11 protein-coding genes are annotated in these 16,703 nt (G+C 70.5%); 6 read left to right on the top strand and 5 right to left on the bottom strand.

The genetic code is table 11. The annotated features are described in order from the left end of the window. The first annotated feature begins 78 nt into the window (after positions 1-78). Together QSK05_RS09110 and moeB are read left to right on the top strand one after the other, a co-directional pair. A complete protein-coding gene (locus QSK05_RS09110; RefSeq protein ID WP_285595994.1) occupies positions 79-1,014 on the top strand; it encodes a DUF3152 domain-containing protein in 936 nt (311 codons plus the stop codon). A gap of 8 nt (positions 1,015-1,022) precedes the next feature. Then, positions 1,023-2,222, top strand: coding sequence for a molybdopterin-synthase adenylyltransferase MoeB (gene moeB / locus QSK05_RS09105; protein WP_285595992.1), 1,200 nt, complete (start codon positions 1,023-1,025; stop codon positions 2,220-2,222). A 54-nt stretch (positions 2,223-2,276) separates the two neighbouring features. On the opposite strand, the gene QSK05_RS09100 is transcribed toward moeB, so the two are convergent. After that, positions 2,277-2,444 (bottom strand): hypothetical protein, encoded by a 168-nt coding sequence (locus tag QSK05_RS09100; protein ID WP_285595990.1) that lies wholly within the window; start codon positions 2,442-2,444, stop codon positions 2,277-2,279. Between the two features lie 141 nt (positions 2,445-2,585). Here QSK05_RS09100 and QSK05_RS09095 point away from each other — a divergent pair, with 141 nt between their 5' ends. Next, on the top strand, positions 2,586-3,362 hold the full coding sequence (locus tag QSK05_RS09095; RefSeq protein ID WP_285595988.1) for a DUF4184 family protein: 777 nt from the start codon (positions 2,586-2,588) through the stop codon (positions 3,360-3,362). Position 3,363: 1 nt separating this feature from the next. On the opposite strand, the gene QSK05_RS09090 is transcribed toward QSK05_RS09095, so the two are convergent. Then, a complete protein-coding gene (locus tag QSK05_RS09090; protein ID WP_285595986.1) occupies positions 3,364-4,839 on the bottom strand; it encodes an alginate O-acetyltransferase AlgX-related protein in 1,476 nt (491 codons plus the stop codon). A 22-nt stretch (positions 4,840-4,861) separates the two neighbouring features. After that, positions 4,862-6,325 (bottom strand): MBOAT family O-acyltransferase, encoded by a 1,464-nt coding sequence (locus QSK05_RS09085; RefSeq protein ID WP_285595982.1) that lies wholly within the window; start codon positions 6,323-6,325, stop codon positions 4,862-4,864. Positions 6,326-6,487: 162 nt separating this feature from the next. Here QSK05_RS09085 and QSK05_RS09080 point away from each other — a divergent pair, with 162 nt between their 5' ends. The 3 genes from QSK05_RS09080 to QSK05_RS09070 all read left to right on the top strand — a co-directional run bounded on the left by QSK05_RS09080 (position 6,488) and on the right by QSK05_RS09070 (position 14,530). Then, on the top strand, positions 6,488-6,862 hold the full coding sequence (locus QSK05_RS09080; protein ID WP_502879738.1) for an MGMT family protein: 375 nt from the start codon (positions 6,488-6,490) through the stop codon (positions 6,860-6,862). 508 nt (positions 6,863-7,370) lie between these two features. After that, positions 7,371-10,589, top strand: a complete 3,219-nt coding sequence (locus QSK05_RS09075; RefSeq protein ID WP_285595979.1) for an ATP-dependent helicase — start codon at positions 7,371-7,373, stop codon at positions 10,587-10,589. Next, positions 10,586-14,530 carry an ATP-dependent helicase gene (locus tag QSK05_RS09070; protein WP_285595978.1) on the top strand — a complete coding sequence of 1,315 codons (3,945 nt, stop codon included), beginning with the start codon at positions 10,586-10,588 and terminating at the stop codon, positions 14,528-14,530. The genes QSK05_RS09075 and QSK05_RS09070 overlap by 4 nt, the downstream gene beginning before the upstream one ends. Here the strand turns inward: QSK05_RS09070 and QSK05_RS09065 are convergent. Together QSK05_RS09065 and QSK05_RS09060 are read right to left on the bottom strand one after the other, a co-directional pair. Next, a complete protein-coding gene (locus QSK05_RS09065; protein WP_285595976.1) occupies positions 14,520-15,413 on the bottom strand; it encodes a calcium-binding protein in 894 nt (297 codons plus the stop codon). The two genes, QSK05_RS09070 and QSK05_RS09065, sit on opposite strands and share 11 nt — an antisense overlap. A gap of 121 nt (positions 15,414-15,534) precedes the next feature. After that, on the bottom strand, positions 15,535-16,698 hold the full coding sequence (locus tag QSK05_RS09060; protein WP_285595974.1) for an acyl-CoA dehydrogenase family protein: 1,164 nt from the start codon (positions 16,696-16,698) through the stop codon (positions 15,535-15,537). Between the last annotated feature and the right edge of the window lie 5 nt (positions 16,699-16,703).

The following is a 16,703-nucleotide window of genomic DNA, read 5'->3' as shown; positions in this document are numbered from 1 at the left end:
GTACTCCCGGCTCTCAGGACCCGCCGGGGCCGGTAGCGTGCCGGACGGGAAGTGGCCGTACAGGAGGGATCAGCCGCAATGAGCTCGACCAGGCCGGATTCGCCGGATGCGCCGGATGCGCCGGATTCGGTGCCCGGAGCCGGCGGGAGCGGGCGACTTCCGGGCGCCCGGTGCGCAGCGCAGGCCCATGATCTGGCGGTCCGGGGCCGGTCGGCGGTTCTGCCGGTCGTGCTCGTCGTGATGGCCCTGGCCCTGGCCGGCTGCTCGGGGTCGTCGGAGGGAACCTCCGCGACCGCGTCCACCACCTCGTCCTCCACATCGTCCTCCAACAGCGCGACGACGGCGACCCCGCCGACCCCGGCCACCCCGACGACCACCGGCACTGCTGCGGGCGAGTCCGACACGACGTCCACCGCCGACGACACCGCCGACCTGCCCAAGGGCCTCACCGAGGCAGATGTGGAGGCCGGTCTGACCTCGGCGAAGGTGAAGTGGAAGGCCTCGGGCACGCTGAGGACGGTGAAGGGCACGGCCAAGGCGCCGGGTCAGGGCAAGGTCTACAAGGTGCGCGTGCAGGTCGAGAAGGGCGTGGCGATCGACGGGGAGAAGTTCGCCGACTTCGTGCTGGCCACGCTGAACGACGACCGCAGCTGGACCGAGGACGGCACCCGGCGCTTCGCGCGCACCGACAAGGCCTCGGAGGCCTTCACCACGGTGACGCTGGCCAGCCCGGAGACCTCGGCGTCGATGTGCCTGCCGCTGAAGACCTTCGGCAAGCTGTCCTGCCGCAACGGCGGGCGGGTGGTGCTGACCACGTACCGGTGGACCAAGGCGATCCCCGAATATAAGAAGGACCGCACGGGTTACCGCCACTATGTCGTCAACCACGAGGTGGGTCACGCCCTCGGTCACGGTCACGAGTACTGCGCCGGTCGGGGAAAGCGGGCGCCGCTCATGATGCAGCAGACGAAGGGCCTGCTCGGCTGCAGGCCCAATCCCTGGCCGCACCCGTGAGGCCGCCGATGCAACCCTTGGTCGAGCCCGGTGAGGAGCTCACCGCGGACGAGTTCACCCGGTACTCGCGGCAGGTGCTCCTGCCCGGCCTGGGGAGTGTGGGGCAGCGACGGCTGAAGAACGCCCGGGTGCTGGTGATCGGCGCCGGAGGACTGGGCAGCCCGGTGCTGACCTATCTGGCGGCGGCCGGGGTCGGCACGATCAGCGTGATCGACGACGACGTGGTGGAGGTGTCGAACCTTCACCGCCAGGTGCTGCACGCCGGGTCGGCGCTGGGAACGCCCAAGGTCGACAGCGCGGTGCGGGCCCTGGCCGAGCTGAACCCCCTCGTGAAGGTGGAGTCGCGGCAGAACCGGATCACCCGTGACAACGCCCTGGAGATCATCGAGGGGCACGACGTGGTGCTCGACGGTACCGACAATTTCGCCACGCGGTACCTGGTCGGCGATGCCTGTTCGATAGCCGGGGTGCCGCTGGTCTGGGGCTCGGTGTTCCGGTTCGACGGGCAGGTCTCGGTGTTCTGGTCGCGGCCGCCGCAGGGGCATGCGCCGGTGACCTATCGCGACCTTCATCCCACGCCCCCGCCGCCCGGGTCGGTGCCGTCGTGCGCCGAGGGGGGCGTGCTGGGGGTGACGTGCGCGGCCATCGGTTCAGTCATGGCGACCGAGGCGATCAAGCTGATCACCGGTGTCGGAGAGCCACTTCTGGGCCGGATCATGCTGTTCGACGCGGCCGGGATGACCTGGCAGACGATTCGGGTGCGGCCTGCCCCCGACGCTGTGCCGATCAGTGAACTGGCCGCGGATTACGAGGCCTTCTGCGGCATCCCGGCGCCCGACGGGTCGGGTGACCAGGCCAGTGATGCCAGTGACGTCAGCGTCGGCGAACTGGCCCGGCGCCTGGAGCGGCGTGGGCGCGGCGACGACGATTTCGTGCTGGTCGACGTGCGGGAACCCGAAGAACGGCTGATCGCGTCGATCCCCGGTGCGGTCGGGCTGCCGATGTCGGTGCTGCGAACGGGGGACGCGGGTGCTCTGCTCGCGCAGATCGCCCAGGGGCGTCCGGTGGTGCTGCACTGCAAGAGCGGTGGACGGTCTGCTCAGGTTCTCGAAATGGCCCGTGACGCAGGGCTGGACGACGTGGCCCACGTACCCGGAGGCGTCTTGAGATGGATCGACGAGATCGATCCCACGCAACCGCGCTACTGAGCCACGTCGTCCACTGCTGGAACGACTGTCGGCTGAACTACCGGAGCCGAGAGGTCAGCGGTGGCTCCGGCCACGGGTACCGACGCCGGCGAAGTGCAGAGCCAGCAGGAACAGACCCAGCGTCATCAGCGTGGTGTTGGTGAACGCGTCGCCCAGATCGGCGTTCGCGAAGTCAAGAAGCAGGGCAAGGCCAAAGGCCACGGCGGCAGCAATCGCGAGCACGGTTACCTCCTGGGTAGGTCCCCGAGGGGGAAGGGACGGTTACTGCCCGATGATCACCGGGCGATGAGACGATCTTGAGGGCAGCGCCGGAAGCGCGCATTTCGAGGGAACCGTCTGCGATGTAACGATTCGGAGTACTACATGCCCTTCACCGGGAGTCACCCGGCCGCCGTGCTGCCGTTCCTGCGCACCGGCCTGGTGCCGTCGGCGCTGGTGATCGGCAGCATGACCCCCGACCTGGTCTACTACGTGCCGCTGCCGCAGGAAGCCCGCTGGCCCGTCTCGCACGCCAGTCACACGGTCACCGGAATCGTCGGACTGGACCTGCTGATGGGCCTTTTCGCGTTCGTGGTCTGGCAGGCCCTGATCGCGCCGCTGGCCGTGGCGGTCTCGCCGCGGCCGGTGCGCGACCGGGTGGGGGGGCTGCCGGTACCGCTGCGGCAGAACCTGGGCACCCTCCGGGCGGCCGCGCTCGTGGTGCTCTCCCTGCTCGTCGGCGCGGTGACACATGTCTTCTGGGACGAGTTCACGCATCCGGACCGCTGGGGTACCGCGCACATGTCCTGGCTCGCGCAGCAGCACGGCAGCATGCTGGGGGCCCGCTGGGCGCAGTTCGCCAGCAGCGTCGTCGGGCTGTTGCTCATCGGCTGGGCGCTGTGGCGCTGGTGGTCGCAGACCCCGCCCCGGTCGGTGCCGTCGCGGATCAGGCCTGTGTCCCGAGCGGTTTCGGCCTGGGTCGTGGCCATCGTGCTGCTGTGCACGGGCGCCGGTTCGTCGATCGGGCTGTGGGCGGCCCTGACCCGTCCCGGCACGCAGAGCCTGCCCTACCTGGTGGCGACGTACGGTGGTGGCGCGGGCCTCTTCGCGGTGCTGGCGTGCGCTCTCGTGATGATCGCCCCGCGCTCCCGAGCCTCCTGAATCACTTGTCCGACGAGCTGGTTTCGTCTTCTCTGGGGGTTCCCAGCTCGGCGGCCAGGGACTCGTACATCGGCTGGCCCTCCTGCAGCCAGCCCGCGCGCTGGGGCCAGCCGCGCTGCACCGTCTCGATGATGATCCGGTCGAACTCCGGTAGGTCGTCGTCCTGCACCGCGGTGAGGAAGTCGGACCAGTGCATCACCTCGAGATCGGTGAAGTACGGGGCGAGCAGGCCCTCGGCGCGGGAGATGAACGAGTCGTTCACCACCAGCGTGCGGCCGTCGATCATCGGCGCGTCGGTCGACCAGGCCCGGAACACGGCAATACCCCGGCCGGAGGGCGATTTCACGGTGCGGGCGCGAATCGTCACGTCTTTGCGGGTCACCTGGTAGACGGGCACCATCGCCTTCTTCGAGATGCCCATCAGCCGGTACAGATCGTTGTCGGCCTGCTCGTCCTGTACCTGCACCGCGTCGGGGGCCCCGGACAGGGAACCCGGCGCCTCGCCCCGGGCGATCAGGGCGTCGATCACGGTCTTCGACCAGACCAGGGCGCCCTGGCTGGTCCAGTGGCTGTCGCCCTTCTGGAACACCGAGCCCGGGGCCGCGTCCTGCGCCGCCTGGAGCTGGTCCCAGCTGGTCACGACCGGCCCGGTCGCCAGGCCGCCGGTGACCGGCCAGGTCTGCTCGGTCGTGCTGCGCACCTGGTCGGCGCAGGCCAGCAGGGCGTCGGCGCGCGGGCCGAGGATGTCGCTCATGATCGCCGACTTGTCCGGAGCGATCGCCACCATGACGGACTTACCGGTGCCGGAGGCGATCTGGGTGAGCTTGGCGAGCCCGGCCCGGGTCGCGGCGGCGTCGAACGGGTACCGGCAGGGCAGCGTGAAGTCTTCGGAGAGGAACGGCGTGCGGTTCTCGCCCAGCACCACGGCCGGGTTCAGGCTGGTGCCGAGCCGGTCGCGCGAGGCCTCGCCGATCGCCTCGGTGACGTACTGACGCAGGGCCAGGCGGTCGCGCAGGGCGGCGTCGGTCTGCTGGGAGTCGGCGCCGCTGAGGATGCCCGAGGGCGAGACGTGCGGGAACGACGTCGGGCTGCGGTTCTCCTCGCCCCATGGCAACGGCGGGTCGAGCAGCCAGACGGCGAGCAGCGTGACGGCGAACAGGGCCACCAGGACCCGGGCTGCCCTCACGCTGCGCCTGCGCTGACGTTCGGCGCGGAACCGGGCCAGCAGCTCTTCGAGCTCCTGCGCGGCGGAGGAACCGGGTTCGTCATCCACACCGGCCTCCGGTGCCGGGTGATGGATGACTTCCAGCCGGTCGGGGTGCTCGGCGTGACGCACAGCGACGGCGAAGAGGGAGGGGGACACGCCGTCGCGGGAGCCGAACCCACTGAACGAACCGGCCGGCCCGGCTGCCCGGTCGCCCTGACCTGACGAATGCCCGGGCTCGTCGTCGTCGGGAAGGATGATGGTTCGGCCCACGAAGAACAGCATGGCAGAACAATCAGAACTGGAAGTACAGGAACGGGCTGAAATCCAGCCAGAGTACCGAGATCACCGCAACTGCCAGCAGGGCCGGTGCGGTGACCGCGGCCAGGGGATAGCGAAAAGTCAATCCTCCGGAATGTCCACCGTGAATCAGTTGAAAACCTGTGGCATTTCGCGGCAACAGAAACACCAGTAACCCCAGCATCAGAGCGAGCTCGTTCCAGGGGGTCAGGGTGATGTAGACGTCTGGTGATGGTTCGCCTCCCTGGAACGTGAACATCGCCTGCCAGACGTCGACCGCCCCGGTCAGCGTCGGGGCCCGGAACGGTACCCAGCTGAACACCACGAACGTCGCCATCGCCGCACGTCGCAGTGCCGTGAGAAGCATGCCCGGGGTCTTGCGGTGCAGGCCCGTGACGCGCTCGGCGAGCAGGGCCAGGCTGTGGAGCCCGCCCCAGACCAGAAATCCCCAGGTCGCTCCGTGCCAGAGGCTGGTGAGCAGGAAGGTGATCAGCAGGGCGGCGTACTCACGGCGTATTCCGTGACGGTTGCCACCCAGGGGAATATAGACGTAATCCCGGAACCAGCGCGACAGGGTCATGTGCCAGCGTCGCCAGAATTCGGCCGGCCCGGCGGCGGTATAGGGCGAACGGAAGTTCTCGGGAAACCGGAATCCGAAGATTGCGGCCAGGCCGATGGCCATGTCCGAATAGCCGCTGAAGTCGAAATAGATCTGGATCGCGTAGGCCAGTGCCCCGATCCAGGCGGTACTGGAACTGAAACTGCCGCCCGGGGTGCCGAAGGCCGCATCCGCCACGATGCCGGCCGAGTCGGCGATGTAGGCCTTCTTCGTCAGCCCCCAGGCGAACCGGGTCAGGCCGTAGGTGGCGTTGCCCAGCGTGACCTCCCGGCTGTCCTTCAGCTCGTGGACGATCTCGGAGTACCGCACGATCGGCCCGGCGATCTGGTGCGGGAAGAGGAACAGGTAGAGCAGGTAGTCGCGCGGGGACTGTTCCGGGGGCAGGTCGCCGCGTCCGGCGTCGACCACGTAGGAGATCGCGTGGAACGTGAAGAAGGAGATGCCGAGGGGGAGCGCCCAGTGGACCTGGGGCGCGCCCGGCCAGGCCGTGGACGCGACGAACTGCGTCACCGGGGGCAGGTATTTGTACAGCGCGATCGGTACCAGGACGAGGGCGATCAGGGCGGCGATCTCGCGGCGGGGAGCGCCCGGAAGGGGTTTCCCGTCCACTGTTGTGGGTTCGAGGGCCCGTGTTCTCGCCCGCCCGGCCGCGCGGGCGCCGTAGAAGCTGACGACGGCCACGTAGAGCAGCACGAACACGTGGCCGCCCGCGCCCCAGACGTAGAACGCGATGCTGGCCAGCAGGAGGCAGGCGTTCCGCCCCGACCGCGGCACCAGGAGGTAGGCCAGAAGGGTCAGCGGCAGGAAGAGGAACAGGAACGTCGGCGAGGAGAAGACCATGTCCGCGATCTGTCGGCGGGAGTGTCCGAGGGGTTGGCGGCTTGGAGAGGCGGTGGCGGGTCAGGGAAGCTTAGGGCCTTCCGGCGTCCTACTCATCGGGCATCGGTCGAACGGATGAGTCTGCGGCACAGCGGGTCACAGGGATCGTGAGAGAGGTCGGACATGCCATTTCCGCAGGACCCCGTGACTGGTGATACTGATGATTCGGAAGATGAAAGCGCCTCCACCGCCGAGACCTTCGTCGCCGACGTGCTGGATGTGGTGAACGCCATCCCGCCGGGGCAGGTGCTGACCTATGGGGACGTGGCCGCGCTGATCGGGCGGGGCGGTCCCCGCCAGGTCGGCAAGGTGATGTCCCAGTGGGGCAGTCTGGCGCCCTGGTGGCGGGTGTTGCGGGCGGGCGGGATGCCACCCTCCGGGCACGAGGCCCGGGCGCTGGCGCAGTACCGGTCGGAGGGCACGCCGATGCGACCGGGCGGCGACCGGGTGGACATGCGCCGGGCGCGCTGGTCTCCCGACGATGACGACGAGAATTGAGGACGCGGTTGCGCACCTGCGCGTAGACGTCCACCGATGAGTCGTATCGGGCAAGGACGCGCTCCGCTGTCTGTGACCGCTGTGTATGTCCGCTGTGAGCGCCTGCCCCCTGGGCCTCTGCCGTTGCTGCCCGTGCCGCAGCCTCTGCTCCCGTCCCTGTCACCCTCGTCCTTCCTTCCCCTTCTTCGTTCGTGATCATGCAAAACCTCCCCGCTGCACTCGTCCTCACTTTTGCGGGGTTGTGGTTGTGGTGATTCTCGGAGAATCCCGGGCCTGGGCACGGAACGGTGCGCGATGTGTACACCTGGTACACCCGGTACCGGGTGTACCAGGTGTACACATCGCTCTCGGTCCCCCGGGGGGAGCAGGTGTGGAGCGCCGGGTGTGGTCGGTGAGGAGGGGCGCGCGGATGTGACTGCCGGGGAATGGCGACGGCGGTCACATCGACCGGAGGGGCTGGTTCGGCCGCGGTCCTACTTGTCGGTGGCTTGTGGTCTGATGTGGGGCCATGAGCACCGCTACCCGTGAGCGTCGTCCGGCCGGGCCCTCCGTCCGGCTGGTCGGTCCCGGGGTGCACGGTCGGGATCGCGTCGAGCCGGACCGGTCTCAGGCCCCGCTGACCGGGCTGCGGCAGGGCAGCGGGCCCGTCGTGGTGTTCGGGGCGCCGGGCACGGGCAAGACCACCATGCTGATCGAGGCGGTCGCGGCCCGGGTGGAACGCGACGGGTTGTCGCCGGGCTCGGTGCTGGCGATCGCCCCGACCCGGGTGGCCTCGGCGCGGCTGCGGGAGCGGCTGTCGGCGCGCATCGGCGGCACGGTGCAAGAGCCGATGTCGCGCACCCCGCACTCCTATGCGTTCGGGCTGCTGCACCGGGTGATGGCGCTCGATGGTTCGCCCTCACCGCGGCTGATCTCCGGCCCCGAGCAGGACCGCATGCTGGCCGACCTGCTCGCCGGGCACGCCGAGGGGCTGGGCCGGGCGCCGGTCTGGCCCACCTCCACCGGTGATGAGATCCGGCAGCTGCGCGGGTTTCGCGATGAACTGCGTGACCTGCTGATGCGAGCGGTCGAGCGCGGTCTGACGCCGGGCGACCTGCGGCGGCTGGGCGAGCTGAACGACCGGCCCGACTGGCTCGCCGCCGCCGAGGTGATGGCCGAGTATCTCGACGTCACGGCGTTGTCGTCCCCGGGCGCCTACGACCCGGCGGGCATCGTCGACGCCGCCACCGAACTGCTGCTCGACGACGAGGAACTGCTCGGGGCCGAGCGCGACCGGTACCGCCTGGTGGTGGTGGACGACGCGCACGAGCTCACCGTGGCCGCCGAGCACCTGCTGCGGCTGATCGCGGGGGGTGGGCGCGACATCCTCCTGGCCGGCGACCCGGACTCGGCCACCCAGACCTTCCGGGGGGCCCGGCCGACCGCGCTGGCCGACGCGGTGGAGCAGTTCCGGCGGGTCGACGGTTTGTCCGCCCCGGTCATCACGTTCGGCACGGTTTACCGGCACGGCCCGGAGCTGAGGGCGGTCGCGGGCCGGATCGCCGAGCGGATCGGGGCGGCGGGCAAGGCTTCTCATCGCCTGGTGACCACGAGCGCAGCTCCGGAGCCGGCCTCTGTCGCAGTCCAGGTCTTTGCCTCGCCCGCCCGCGAGGGCGCGTACATCGCCCAGTACCTGCGGCGTCTGCACCTGGAGCAGCAGGTGCCCTGGCAGCGTATGGCCGTGATCGTGCGGTCCACGAAGGCCACGGCGCCTCTGCGTCGTTCACTGGGTGCGGCCGGTGTGCCGGTAGCGATCCCGACGGCCGAGGTTCCGGTGCGTGACGAGATCGCCGTGGTGCCGCTGCGTCTGGCCCTGCGCTGCGTGCTGCGGGCCTGGGAGCTCACCCCCGAGGTTGCCTCCGACCTGCTCACCAGCGCCATCGGGGGCGCCGACGCGATTGCTGTGCGGAGGCTGCGCCAGGCCCTGCGCACCGAGGAGATCTCCGGTGGAGGCGGTCGGGCCAGCGACGCCCTGCTGGTCGAGGCCCTCGCCGAGCCGTCGCTCCTGGCCGCCCTGGACCCGCGGGTTTCCGCCCCGGCCCGGCGCGTCGCCTCGGTGCTCAACGCCGGGCGGGAAGCCGCTGCGGATCCGAACGCCAGCCCGGAGACCGTGCTCTGGGAGATCTGGGACCGTACCGGCCTGGCCATCTCCTGGCGCCGGGCCGCTCTCTCCGGTGGCGCGGCCGGTATTCGCGCCGACCGCGACCTAGACGCTGTGATGGCTCTTTTCGAGGCGGCGGCACGCTTCACCGACCGCTTTCCGGGGGCCGACGCGCAGGCCTTCCTCGACCATCTCGAGGCCCAGGACGTACCCGCCGACACCCTGGCCGAGCGGGCCCCCTCCGACGAGGCGGTCGCGCTGGTCACGGCGACGGCGGCGGCGGGGCTGGAGTGGGACGTCGTCGCCGTCGCCGGGGTGCAGGAAGGGGCCTGGCCCGACCTGCGGCTGCGTGACTCGCTGCTCGGCGGCCAGCGTCTGGCCGAGGTGGTGGACGGTCGCGGCGACCAGGGATTCGTGGCCCAGCGCAAGGCGATCCACGACGACGAGCTGCGGCTCTTCCACGTCGCGGTGAGCCGGGCGCGCACTCACCTCCTGGTCACGGCGGTGCGCTCCGACGAGGTCATGCCCTCGACGTTCCTCGACCTGGTCGACCCGGACGGGGTCAGCGGCGACCAGGAGGTGCGGCCCCTGGCCGAGGTGCCGCGCATGATGACGCTGCCCGCTCTGGTCGCACAGCTGCGGGCCGTGGTCGTCGACCCGCTCGCGAAGACGTCCCGGCGGGAGGGTGCTGCCCGCCAGCTGGCCCGGCTCGCGCTCGCCGGTGTGCCCGGGGCCGACCCGGCGGACTGGTACGGCCTGGCCCCGGTCTCGGTCTCCGCCCCGCTGCGGGAATCCCATGCGCTGGTGAAGGTCTCGCCGTCGCAGGTTGACTCGTTCGACCGCTGCTCGCTGCGCTGGCTGCTCGACGCCTCCGGCGGTCGGCGCACGTCGTCCACCGCCCAGGGGCTCGGCGAACTGGTGCACGAGCTGGCCGAGGAAGTGCCCGACGGCAACCTGGTCAAGCTGAAGACCCTGCTGGCGGAGCGCTTCGACCGGCTCGGCCTCGGGCAGGGCTGGGTGGCCGACACCGAGCGCCGGCGCGCGGAGAAGATGGTCGCGCACATGGCTCAGTACGCCGCGCAGGCCCGCGCGGCCGGGCGCACACTGGTGGCCACCGAGCAGACCCTGCAGGTCGAGGTGGGCCGCGCGCTGATCCGCGGCAAGGTCGACCGGCTCGAGCAGGACGCGGAGGGCCGGCTCGTCGTCATCGACCTGAAGACGGGGAAGTCGGCGCCGACCAAGGCCGAGGTGGAGCGGCACGCGCAGCTCGGGGTCTATCAGGTGGCCATCGAGGAGGGCGGCCTGGCGCGGGCCGCCGCCCGGGCCGGGCTGAAACTGCCCGAGGGCACGGCATCGGGGGGTGCGGCCCTGGTGCAGCTGGGGTCGGGTAACAAGAGCGTGCCCGTGCAGCAGCAGCTTCCGCTGTCGAAAGACACTGATCCGCAGTGGGCCTCGAACCTCGTGCAGGGGGCGGCCGAGGGTATGTCGGCCGGGCAGTTCCCGGCCAAGAGCAACAGCATGTGCCGGGTGTGCGCCCTGCGCCGGGCCTGCCCCGTGCAGAACGAGGGCCGGCAGGTCGGGCGGTGAACGACGAACAGGAGGGTCTGTTCGGTTCCGGAGAGCCGGATGACGGGGCAGAGGAGAGGCCGACGGAGTCGACTGAGCCGACCGGGCCGCCCTCGTCCTCCCGGTCAATCTCGTCCTCCCGTCCGTCGTCGCCGGCTCCGTCCGATGAGCAACTCGGGTTCGACTTCGACATCCCGGTTCTGGAGTCCCCTCCGCCCTCGGGCCGGCGTCCGGTCGGGAGTGCCAGAACCGCTCCGCGACGGTTGATCTCGGCGTCCGAGATCGCCCGCGTTCTCGAGCGTCCCGAACCCACCCCCGAGCAGGTGGCCGTCATCGAGGCGCCGCTCGAGCCGATGCTGGTCGTGGCCGGCGCCGGGTCGGGCAAGACCGAAACCATGGCCGCGCGGGTGGTGTGGCTGGTGGCCAACGGCATGGTCGAGCCCGACGAGGTGCTGGGTCTGACGTTCACCCGCAAGGCCGCCGGAGAGCTGGCCGAGCGCATCCGGGCCCGGCTGCGGGCCCTGCACCGCAAGGGCCTCACCCCGGAGTCCCGGCCGGTCACGGTCTCCACTTATCACGCCTACGCCGCCGCGGTGCTCGGCGACCACGCTCTGCGGCTCGGGATTGAGCCGGGGGCAAGGCTTCTCGGTGAGGCCGGCAGCTGGCAACTGGTCGACGAACTGGTGGAGCGCTGGGACGGCGACATGACCGGCGTCGAGCTCACGCGCAGCACCGTGGTCGACGCCGTGCTGGCGCTGGCCGGGGAGATCGCCGAGCATCTGCTCGATCCCGGCCGGATCGACGCGGTGGCCGAGAGCATCGTGGAACGCATCGGTGAGCTGCCGAAGAACCCGGGCGACCCGCTGCCGGGCAAGCCGAAGGCCGACGTCAAGGCGATCGGGCAGCGCATGCAGGCCCGCCGCGCCCTGATCCCGCTGGTCGACGCGTACCAGCGCCGCAAGCGCGAGCAGGAGGTGCTCGACTTCGGCGACCAGGTGGCGCTCGCGGCGCAGCTGGCGCGCACGGTGCCTGAGGTCGGCGAGGTGGAGCGGCAGCGGTTCCGGGTGGTGTTGCTCGACGAGTACCAGGACACCAGCCACGCTCAGGTGGTGCTCCTGCAGGAACTGTTCGGCGGTGGGCACCCGGTGATCGCGGTCGGTGACCCGCACCAGTCGATCTACGCCTGGCGGGGTGCCTCGGCCGGCAACCTGCAGCGTTTCGGCCTGGACTTCCCCGCCGCCGACGGGGGCCGGGCGGCTACGCGTCACCTGTCCACCAGCTGGCGCAACGACCTGGCCATCCTCGCCGTGGCCAACCAGCTTGCCGATCCTCTGCGTCGCACACCGATCTGGGGCGACCCGGACCTCACCGTCGACGTTCAGCCCCTGACGGCCCGGCCCGGCGCCGGGCCCGGTCGGGTGCGCCTGGAATGGCACGGCACGCTGGAGGAAGAGGCCAAGGCGATCGCCGACATCGCCCAGTACGCCTGGCTGCACCCCAAGGACGACGGCTCCCGCCAGTCCGTGGCCGTGCTCTGCCGGGCCCGGGCGCAGTTCCCGCTGATCGAGGCCGCGCTGCGGGGCCGCGATCTGCCGGTCGAGGTGATCGGCCTGGGCGGTCTCCTGCACGTGCCCGAGATTGCCGACCTGCGAGCAGCGCTCGAGGTGGTGCACGACCCGACCCGCGGTGACGCCCTGATGCGGTTGCTCACCGGCCCGGCCTGGCGCATCGGCCCTCGCGACCTGGACGGCCTGGGCGCCTGGTCGCGTGAGCTGGCCGCGAGCTGGCGGGGTGAGAACGGGCGCATCGACGTTCCGGCCGGGCTGACCGGGGTGACCTTGCAGGTCGACGTCGTTGATGACCAGTCCATCGTCGACGCGGTCGACGCGCTGCCCGAGCCCGGATGGGAAGGCCCTCAGGGACAGCAGATCTCGGCTGAGGGCAGACGCCGCCTGGAACGCCTGGCCGGATTGCTGCGGGGTCTGCGCGGGCGGCTCGCCCTGCCGCTGCCCGACCTGGTGCTGGAGGCCGAGCGTGCCCTGCTGCTCGATGTGGAGGTGGCGGCCCAGCCGAACCGCTCCCCGGCGGCCGCCCGCGCCCATCTCGACGCCTTCGCCGATGTCGCGGCGCAGTTCGCGGACGGGGGTGACCGGCCCACCCTGGGCACGTTCCTGGGCTGGCTCACCGCCGCCGAAGACCGCGAGCGCGGCCTCGACACCGGGGTGGTCGAACAGCATGAGGACGCGATCCAGCTACTCACCGTGCACGGCTCCAAAGGCCTGGAGTGGGATGTGGTCGCGGTCTGCGGCATGGTCGAGGGCACCTTTCCGGCCGGGCAGTCGGGCAACGCGCCGAAACGGTCGAAGGGCTGGCTGACCGACATCGGTGCGGTGCCGTTCCCGCTGCGGGGCGACGCCGCCGGGCTGCCGCAATGGAACTACCAGGCCGCCACCACCCAGGACGAGCTGGAGACCGAGCTCAAGCACTTCATGGACCACTGCGGTGAGCACGAGGTCGCCGAGGAACGGCGCCTGGCCTACGTGGCCGCCACCCGCGCCAAGGACTCTCTGTTGCTCACCGGGGCGGTCTGGGGCGACGGGAAGAAGCCCCGCGAACCCTCGCGGTTCCTGGTGGAGATCCGGGAACTGCTGCAGCAGAACCCGAATGGTGAACTGCCGATCGCGATCGGACTGTGGAGCGACCAGCCCGACGAGGGTGCCGAGAACCCGCGCGAGATCGAGGGCCGGATGGCGATCTGGCCCGATCCGCTCGAGGGTCGGCGCGAAACCGTCGAGGACGGAGCCGAACTCGTGCGCCTGGCGATCGAGGAACTGACCGGCGAGCGCCGGGCGGCCTACGGCACGAGCCGAATGGTAGACGCGGATCAGGGCGATCGCGGTGCGGTCGATGTGGATGCGTCGGGGTTGGGCACGGCGGGGATCCAGGTGACCGAGTTCGGGGGCGCCGAGGTCGGCTGGGCCCCGGGGGAGGAGTGGCTACCGCTGGACAGCTGGGCGCCGGACGACGAGTTCGAACCCCCGCCGGACGATTTCGTACCGTTCGATGCTCGGGATGCTGCGGCCGGTGCCGGGAGCCGCGTGGGTGACGACGCACGAGTCGATGGTGGGGAGCGGCCTGGTGGGAAGCGGCCTGGTGGGAAGAGGGGGGCCGATGGAAGCTCGCGGTCTGACGGCGAGCCCGGGGCGCTGAGCGCCGGTGAGCCCGTCGCCCCCGGCCCCCGGGCTGCCTCCCGTCGCGCGTCCGTCCTCGAGCCCCGCACCACCGAAGAGGCCGAATGGGCGCGGGAGGTCGAGGTGCTGCTGGCCGAACGGGACGCCCAGGCGAGTGGCGAGCTGACCGTGCGGCTGCCCACGCACCTGTCCGCATCCCGGGCCGTGGCCCTGGCCGCCGACCGCCAGGCCCTGGCGGAGCGTCTGCGGCGCCCGATGCCCCAGCAGCCCAGCCCGCACGCCCGACGGGGCAGCGCCTTCCACGCCTGGCTGGAGCGACGCTTCGGGTCGGCGGCCCTGGTCGACATCGATGACCTGCCCGGCGCCGGTGACGCCGATCTGGAAGACGCGAAACTGGAGACGCTGCAGGCGAACTTCCTGGCCTCGGAATGGGCCGAGCGCACGGCCGAGGCGGTCGAGGTCAACATCGAGACACCGGTCGCGGGGGTGGTGCTGCGAGGCCGGATCGACGCGGTCTTCCGCCGGCCGGACGGCGGCTGGGACGTGGTCGACTGGAAGACCGGCCGCCCGCCCGGTCACGAGCAGATGCGGGCGCTCTCGGTACAGCTCGCGGTCTACCGGCTGGCCTGGTCGAAGCTGCACCGGGTGCCCCTCGACCAGGTCAGCGCGGCGTTCTTCTACGCCTCGACCGGCCGGACCGTGCGCCCCGTGGACCTGTGGGACGAGGCTGCCCTGGAAGAGCTGCTGACGACGATCGCGGTCAGTCCGTGATCGTGTTGTTGCCCGGGCCGCCCGCAATCGTGTCCGTACCCGGCCCTCCGGAGATGACGTCGTTCCCGCTGTTGCCGTAGATCACGTCGTCTCCGCTGTTTCCGTAGATGACGTCGTCACCCCGGCCGCCGTACAGGGTGTCGTTGTCCTGGGCTCCGGTGATGTGGTCGTTCCCGTCGTTCCCGTAGATGAGGTCGTCTCCCGGGCCGCCGTCCAGGTCGTCGTTGCCGGTGCCGCCCTGGACCTCGTCGGCGCCCGCACTCGCGTACACGGTGGCGGCGCCACCGATCAGCCGGATGTCGTCGTTACCTCCGCCCGAGGAGGTGAAGCCACCGGTGCCGAGCGTGATCGTGTCCTGGCCGGCCTCACTGCTGACGTAGGCGTCGGGCGCGCCGGGACGGGCTGCGGTGTAAGTGTTGTCGCCGCTGCCGAGGTTGATGCTGGAGAAGTCGTAGGTGGTGAGGTTGGTGAACGTCACCGAGTCGTTCCCGTCATCGAGCGACAGCACGCCCTCCGGGTCGTTGGCCACCCGGTCATCGCCCAGGAAGTTCTCGAGCTCGCAGGTGACCTTGGTGAGGTCGGCCGGGTCGGGGTAGGCGCAGTACGGCCCGGCGTCGATCTCCAGCACGTCGTCGAGCGTGTACGTGAAGACTGAGTGATCGGCGGCCTCTTGCAGCGTCACGTTCACCGTGCTCTGCTCACCGGCGCCCACGCTGTACCGGAGGCCGTAGTGATGGCCGCCGTTGCCGACCACGGCGGCGGTGGCCCGCCCGTCCGCGGCGTTCGCAGGGCTTGCGAGCAGCAACGGGGACAGGCCCACCGCCAGCAGCGAGACCGTTCCCACCCGTGTGGTGAACGGACGGCGGTTTCGGCGCAGGGTCATGCAAGGCCTCCGGGGGCGATGAAGATGGTGCGCAATTCGCTCAAACATCTCAAACCCGACCGACATCCGGGAGGCGAACCGGCAAACTTCCGGTGCGCACCCTCGTCCACCATCGACCCCTTTACCGCAACAACGCCCGCGCCATCACCAGCCGCTGGATCTGGTTGGTGCCCTCGTAGATCTGGGTGATCTTCGCGTCGCGCATCATCCGCTCCACCGGATGATCCGAGACGTAACCCGCGCCACCCAGCAGCTGTACGGCGTCCACCGTGACCTTCATGGCCACGTCGGAGGCGTGGCACTTCGCGGCGGCCCCGAAGAACCCCAGATCAGGGTCGTTCCGCTCGCTCTTGGCCGCGGCCGCGTAGACCATCTGGCGGGCCGACTCCACCGCCATCGCCATGTCGGCCAGCATGAACTGGAGCCCCTGGAACTCGGCCAGGTGCTTACCGAACTGCTTGCGCTCCTTGATGTATCCGACGGCGTAGTCGAGGGCGCCCTGGGCGATGCCGACGGCCTGCGCGCCGATGGTGACACGGGTGTGGTCGAGGGTGCGCAGGGCCAGTTGCAGACCTTCGTCGGGCTGCCCGACCAGCCGGTCGCCGGGCAGCCGGACGTTGTCGAAGTGCAGTTCACGGGTGGGACTGCCCTTGATACCGAGCTTGCGTTCCTTACTGCCCCAGTCGAAACCCTCGTCGCCGGTCTCGACCACGAACGCACCGATGTTGCGTCCCCGGCGCCCGTCCGGGTCGGTCACGGCGAGCACCGTGTAGTACTTGCTCTCACCCGCGTTGGTGATCCAGCTCTTCTGGCCGTTGAGGATCCAGTCGTCACCCTCGCGCACGGCCCGGGTGCGCATGCTCGCGGTGTCACTGCCGGCCTCGCGTTCGGACAGGCCGTAGGAGAACATCGCCTCACCGGTGGCGACCGGCGTCAGGTACTTCTTCTTCAGCTCTTCACTGGCCCCGAGCATCAGGGGCAGCGTGCCGAGCTTGTTGACGGCCGGGATCAGCGAGGTGGAGGCGCAGGCCCGGGCGATCTCCTCGATCACCAGGCAGGTGGCCAGGGCGTCGGCGCCGACCCCCTCGTAGGCCTCGGGGATGTGCGGGGCGTGGAAGTCACCCGCCTTCAGGGCCTCGTACGAGGCCCGGGGGAACTCACTGTTCTGGTCGGCCTCGGCGGCGTGCGGGGCGATCTTGTCGGTGCAGAGCTCTCGTACCGCGGCCTGGAGCTCACGATGATCGTCGGACAACGCGAAGTACGGGAAGTCAGCAACGTTGCTCATGGCTT

Source organism: Kineosporia sp. NBRC 101731 (genome assembly GCF_030269305.1).
Classification (GTDB): domain Bacteria; phylum Actinomycetota; class Actinomycetes; order Actinomycetales; family Kineosporiaceae; genus Kineosporia.
The sequence above is the reverse complement of the archived record's forward strand: the minus strand, read 5'-3'. Positions and strand labels throughout refer to the sequence as shown.

Coding starts and splice junctions, on each gene's coding strand:
- QSK05_RS09110 (WP_285595994.1), top strand. CDS start 79: ATGAGCTCGACCAGGCCGGATTCGCCGGATGCGCCGGATGCGCCGGAT.
- moeB (WP_285595992.1), top strand. CDS start 1,023: ATGCAACCCTTGGTCGAGCCCGGTGAGGAGCTCACCGCGGACGAGTTC.
- QSK05_RS09095 (WP_285595988.1), top strand. CDS start 2,586: ATGCCCTTCACCGGGAGTCACCCGGCCGCCGTGCTGCCGTTCCTGCGC.
- QSK05_RS09085 (WP_285595982.1), bottom strand. CDS start 6,325: ATGGTCTTCTCCTCGCCGACGTTCCTGTTCCTCTTCCTGCCGCTGACC.
- QSK05_RS09080 (WP_502879738.1), top strand. CDS start 6,488: ATGCCATTTCCGCAGGACCCCGTGACTGGTGATACTGATGATTCGGAA.
- QSK05_RS09075 (WP_285595979.1), top strand. CDS start 7,371: ATGAGCACCGCTACCCGTGAGCGTCGTCCGGCCGGGCCCTCCGTCCGG.
- QSK05_RS09065 (WP_285595976.1), bottom strand. CDS start 15,413: ATGACCCTGCGCCGAAACCGCCGTCCGTTCACCACACGGGTGGGAACG.
- QSK05_RS09060 (WP_285595974.1), bottom strand. CDS start 16,698: ATGAGCAACGTTGCTGACTTCCCGTACTTCGCGTTGTCCGACGATCAT.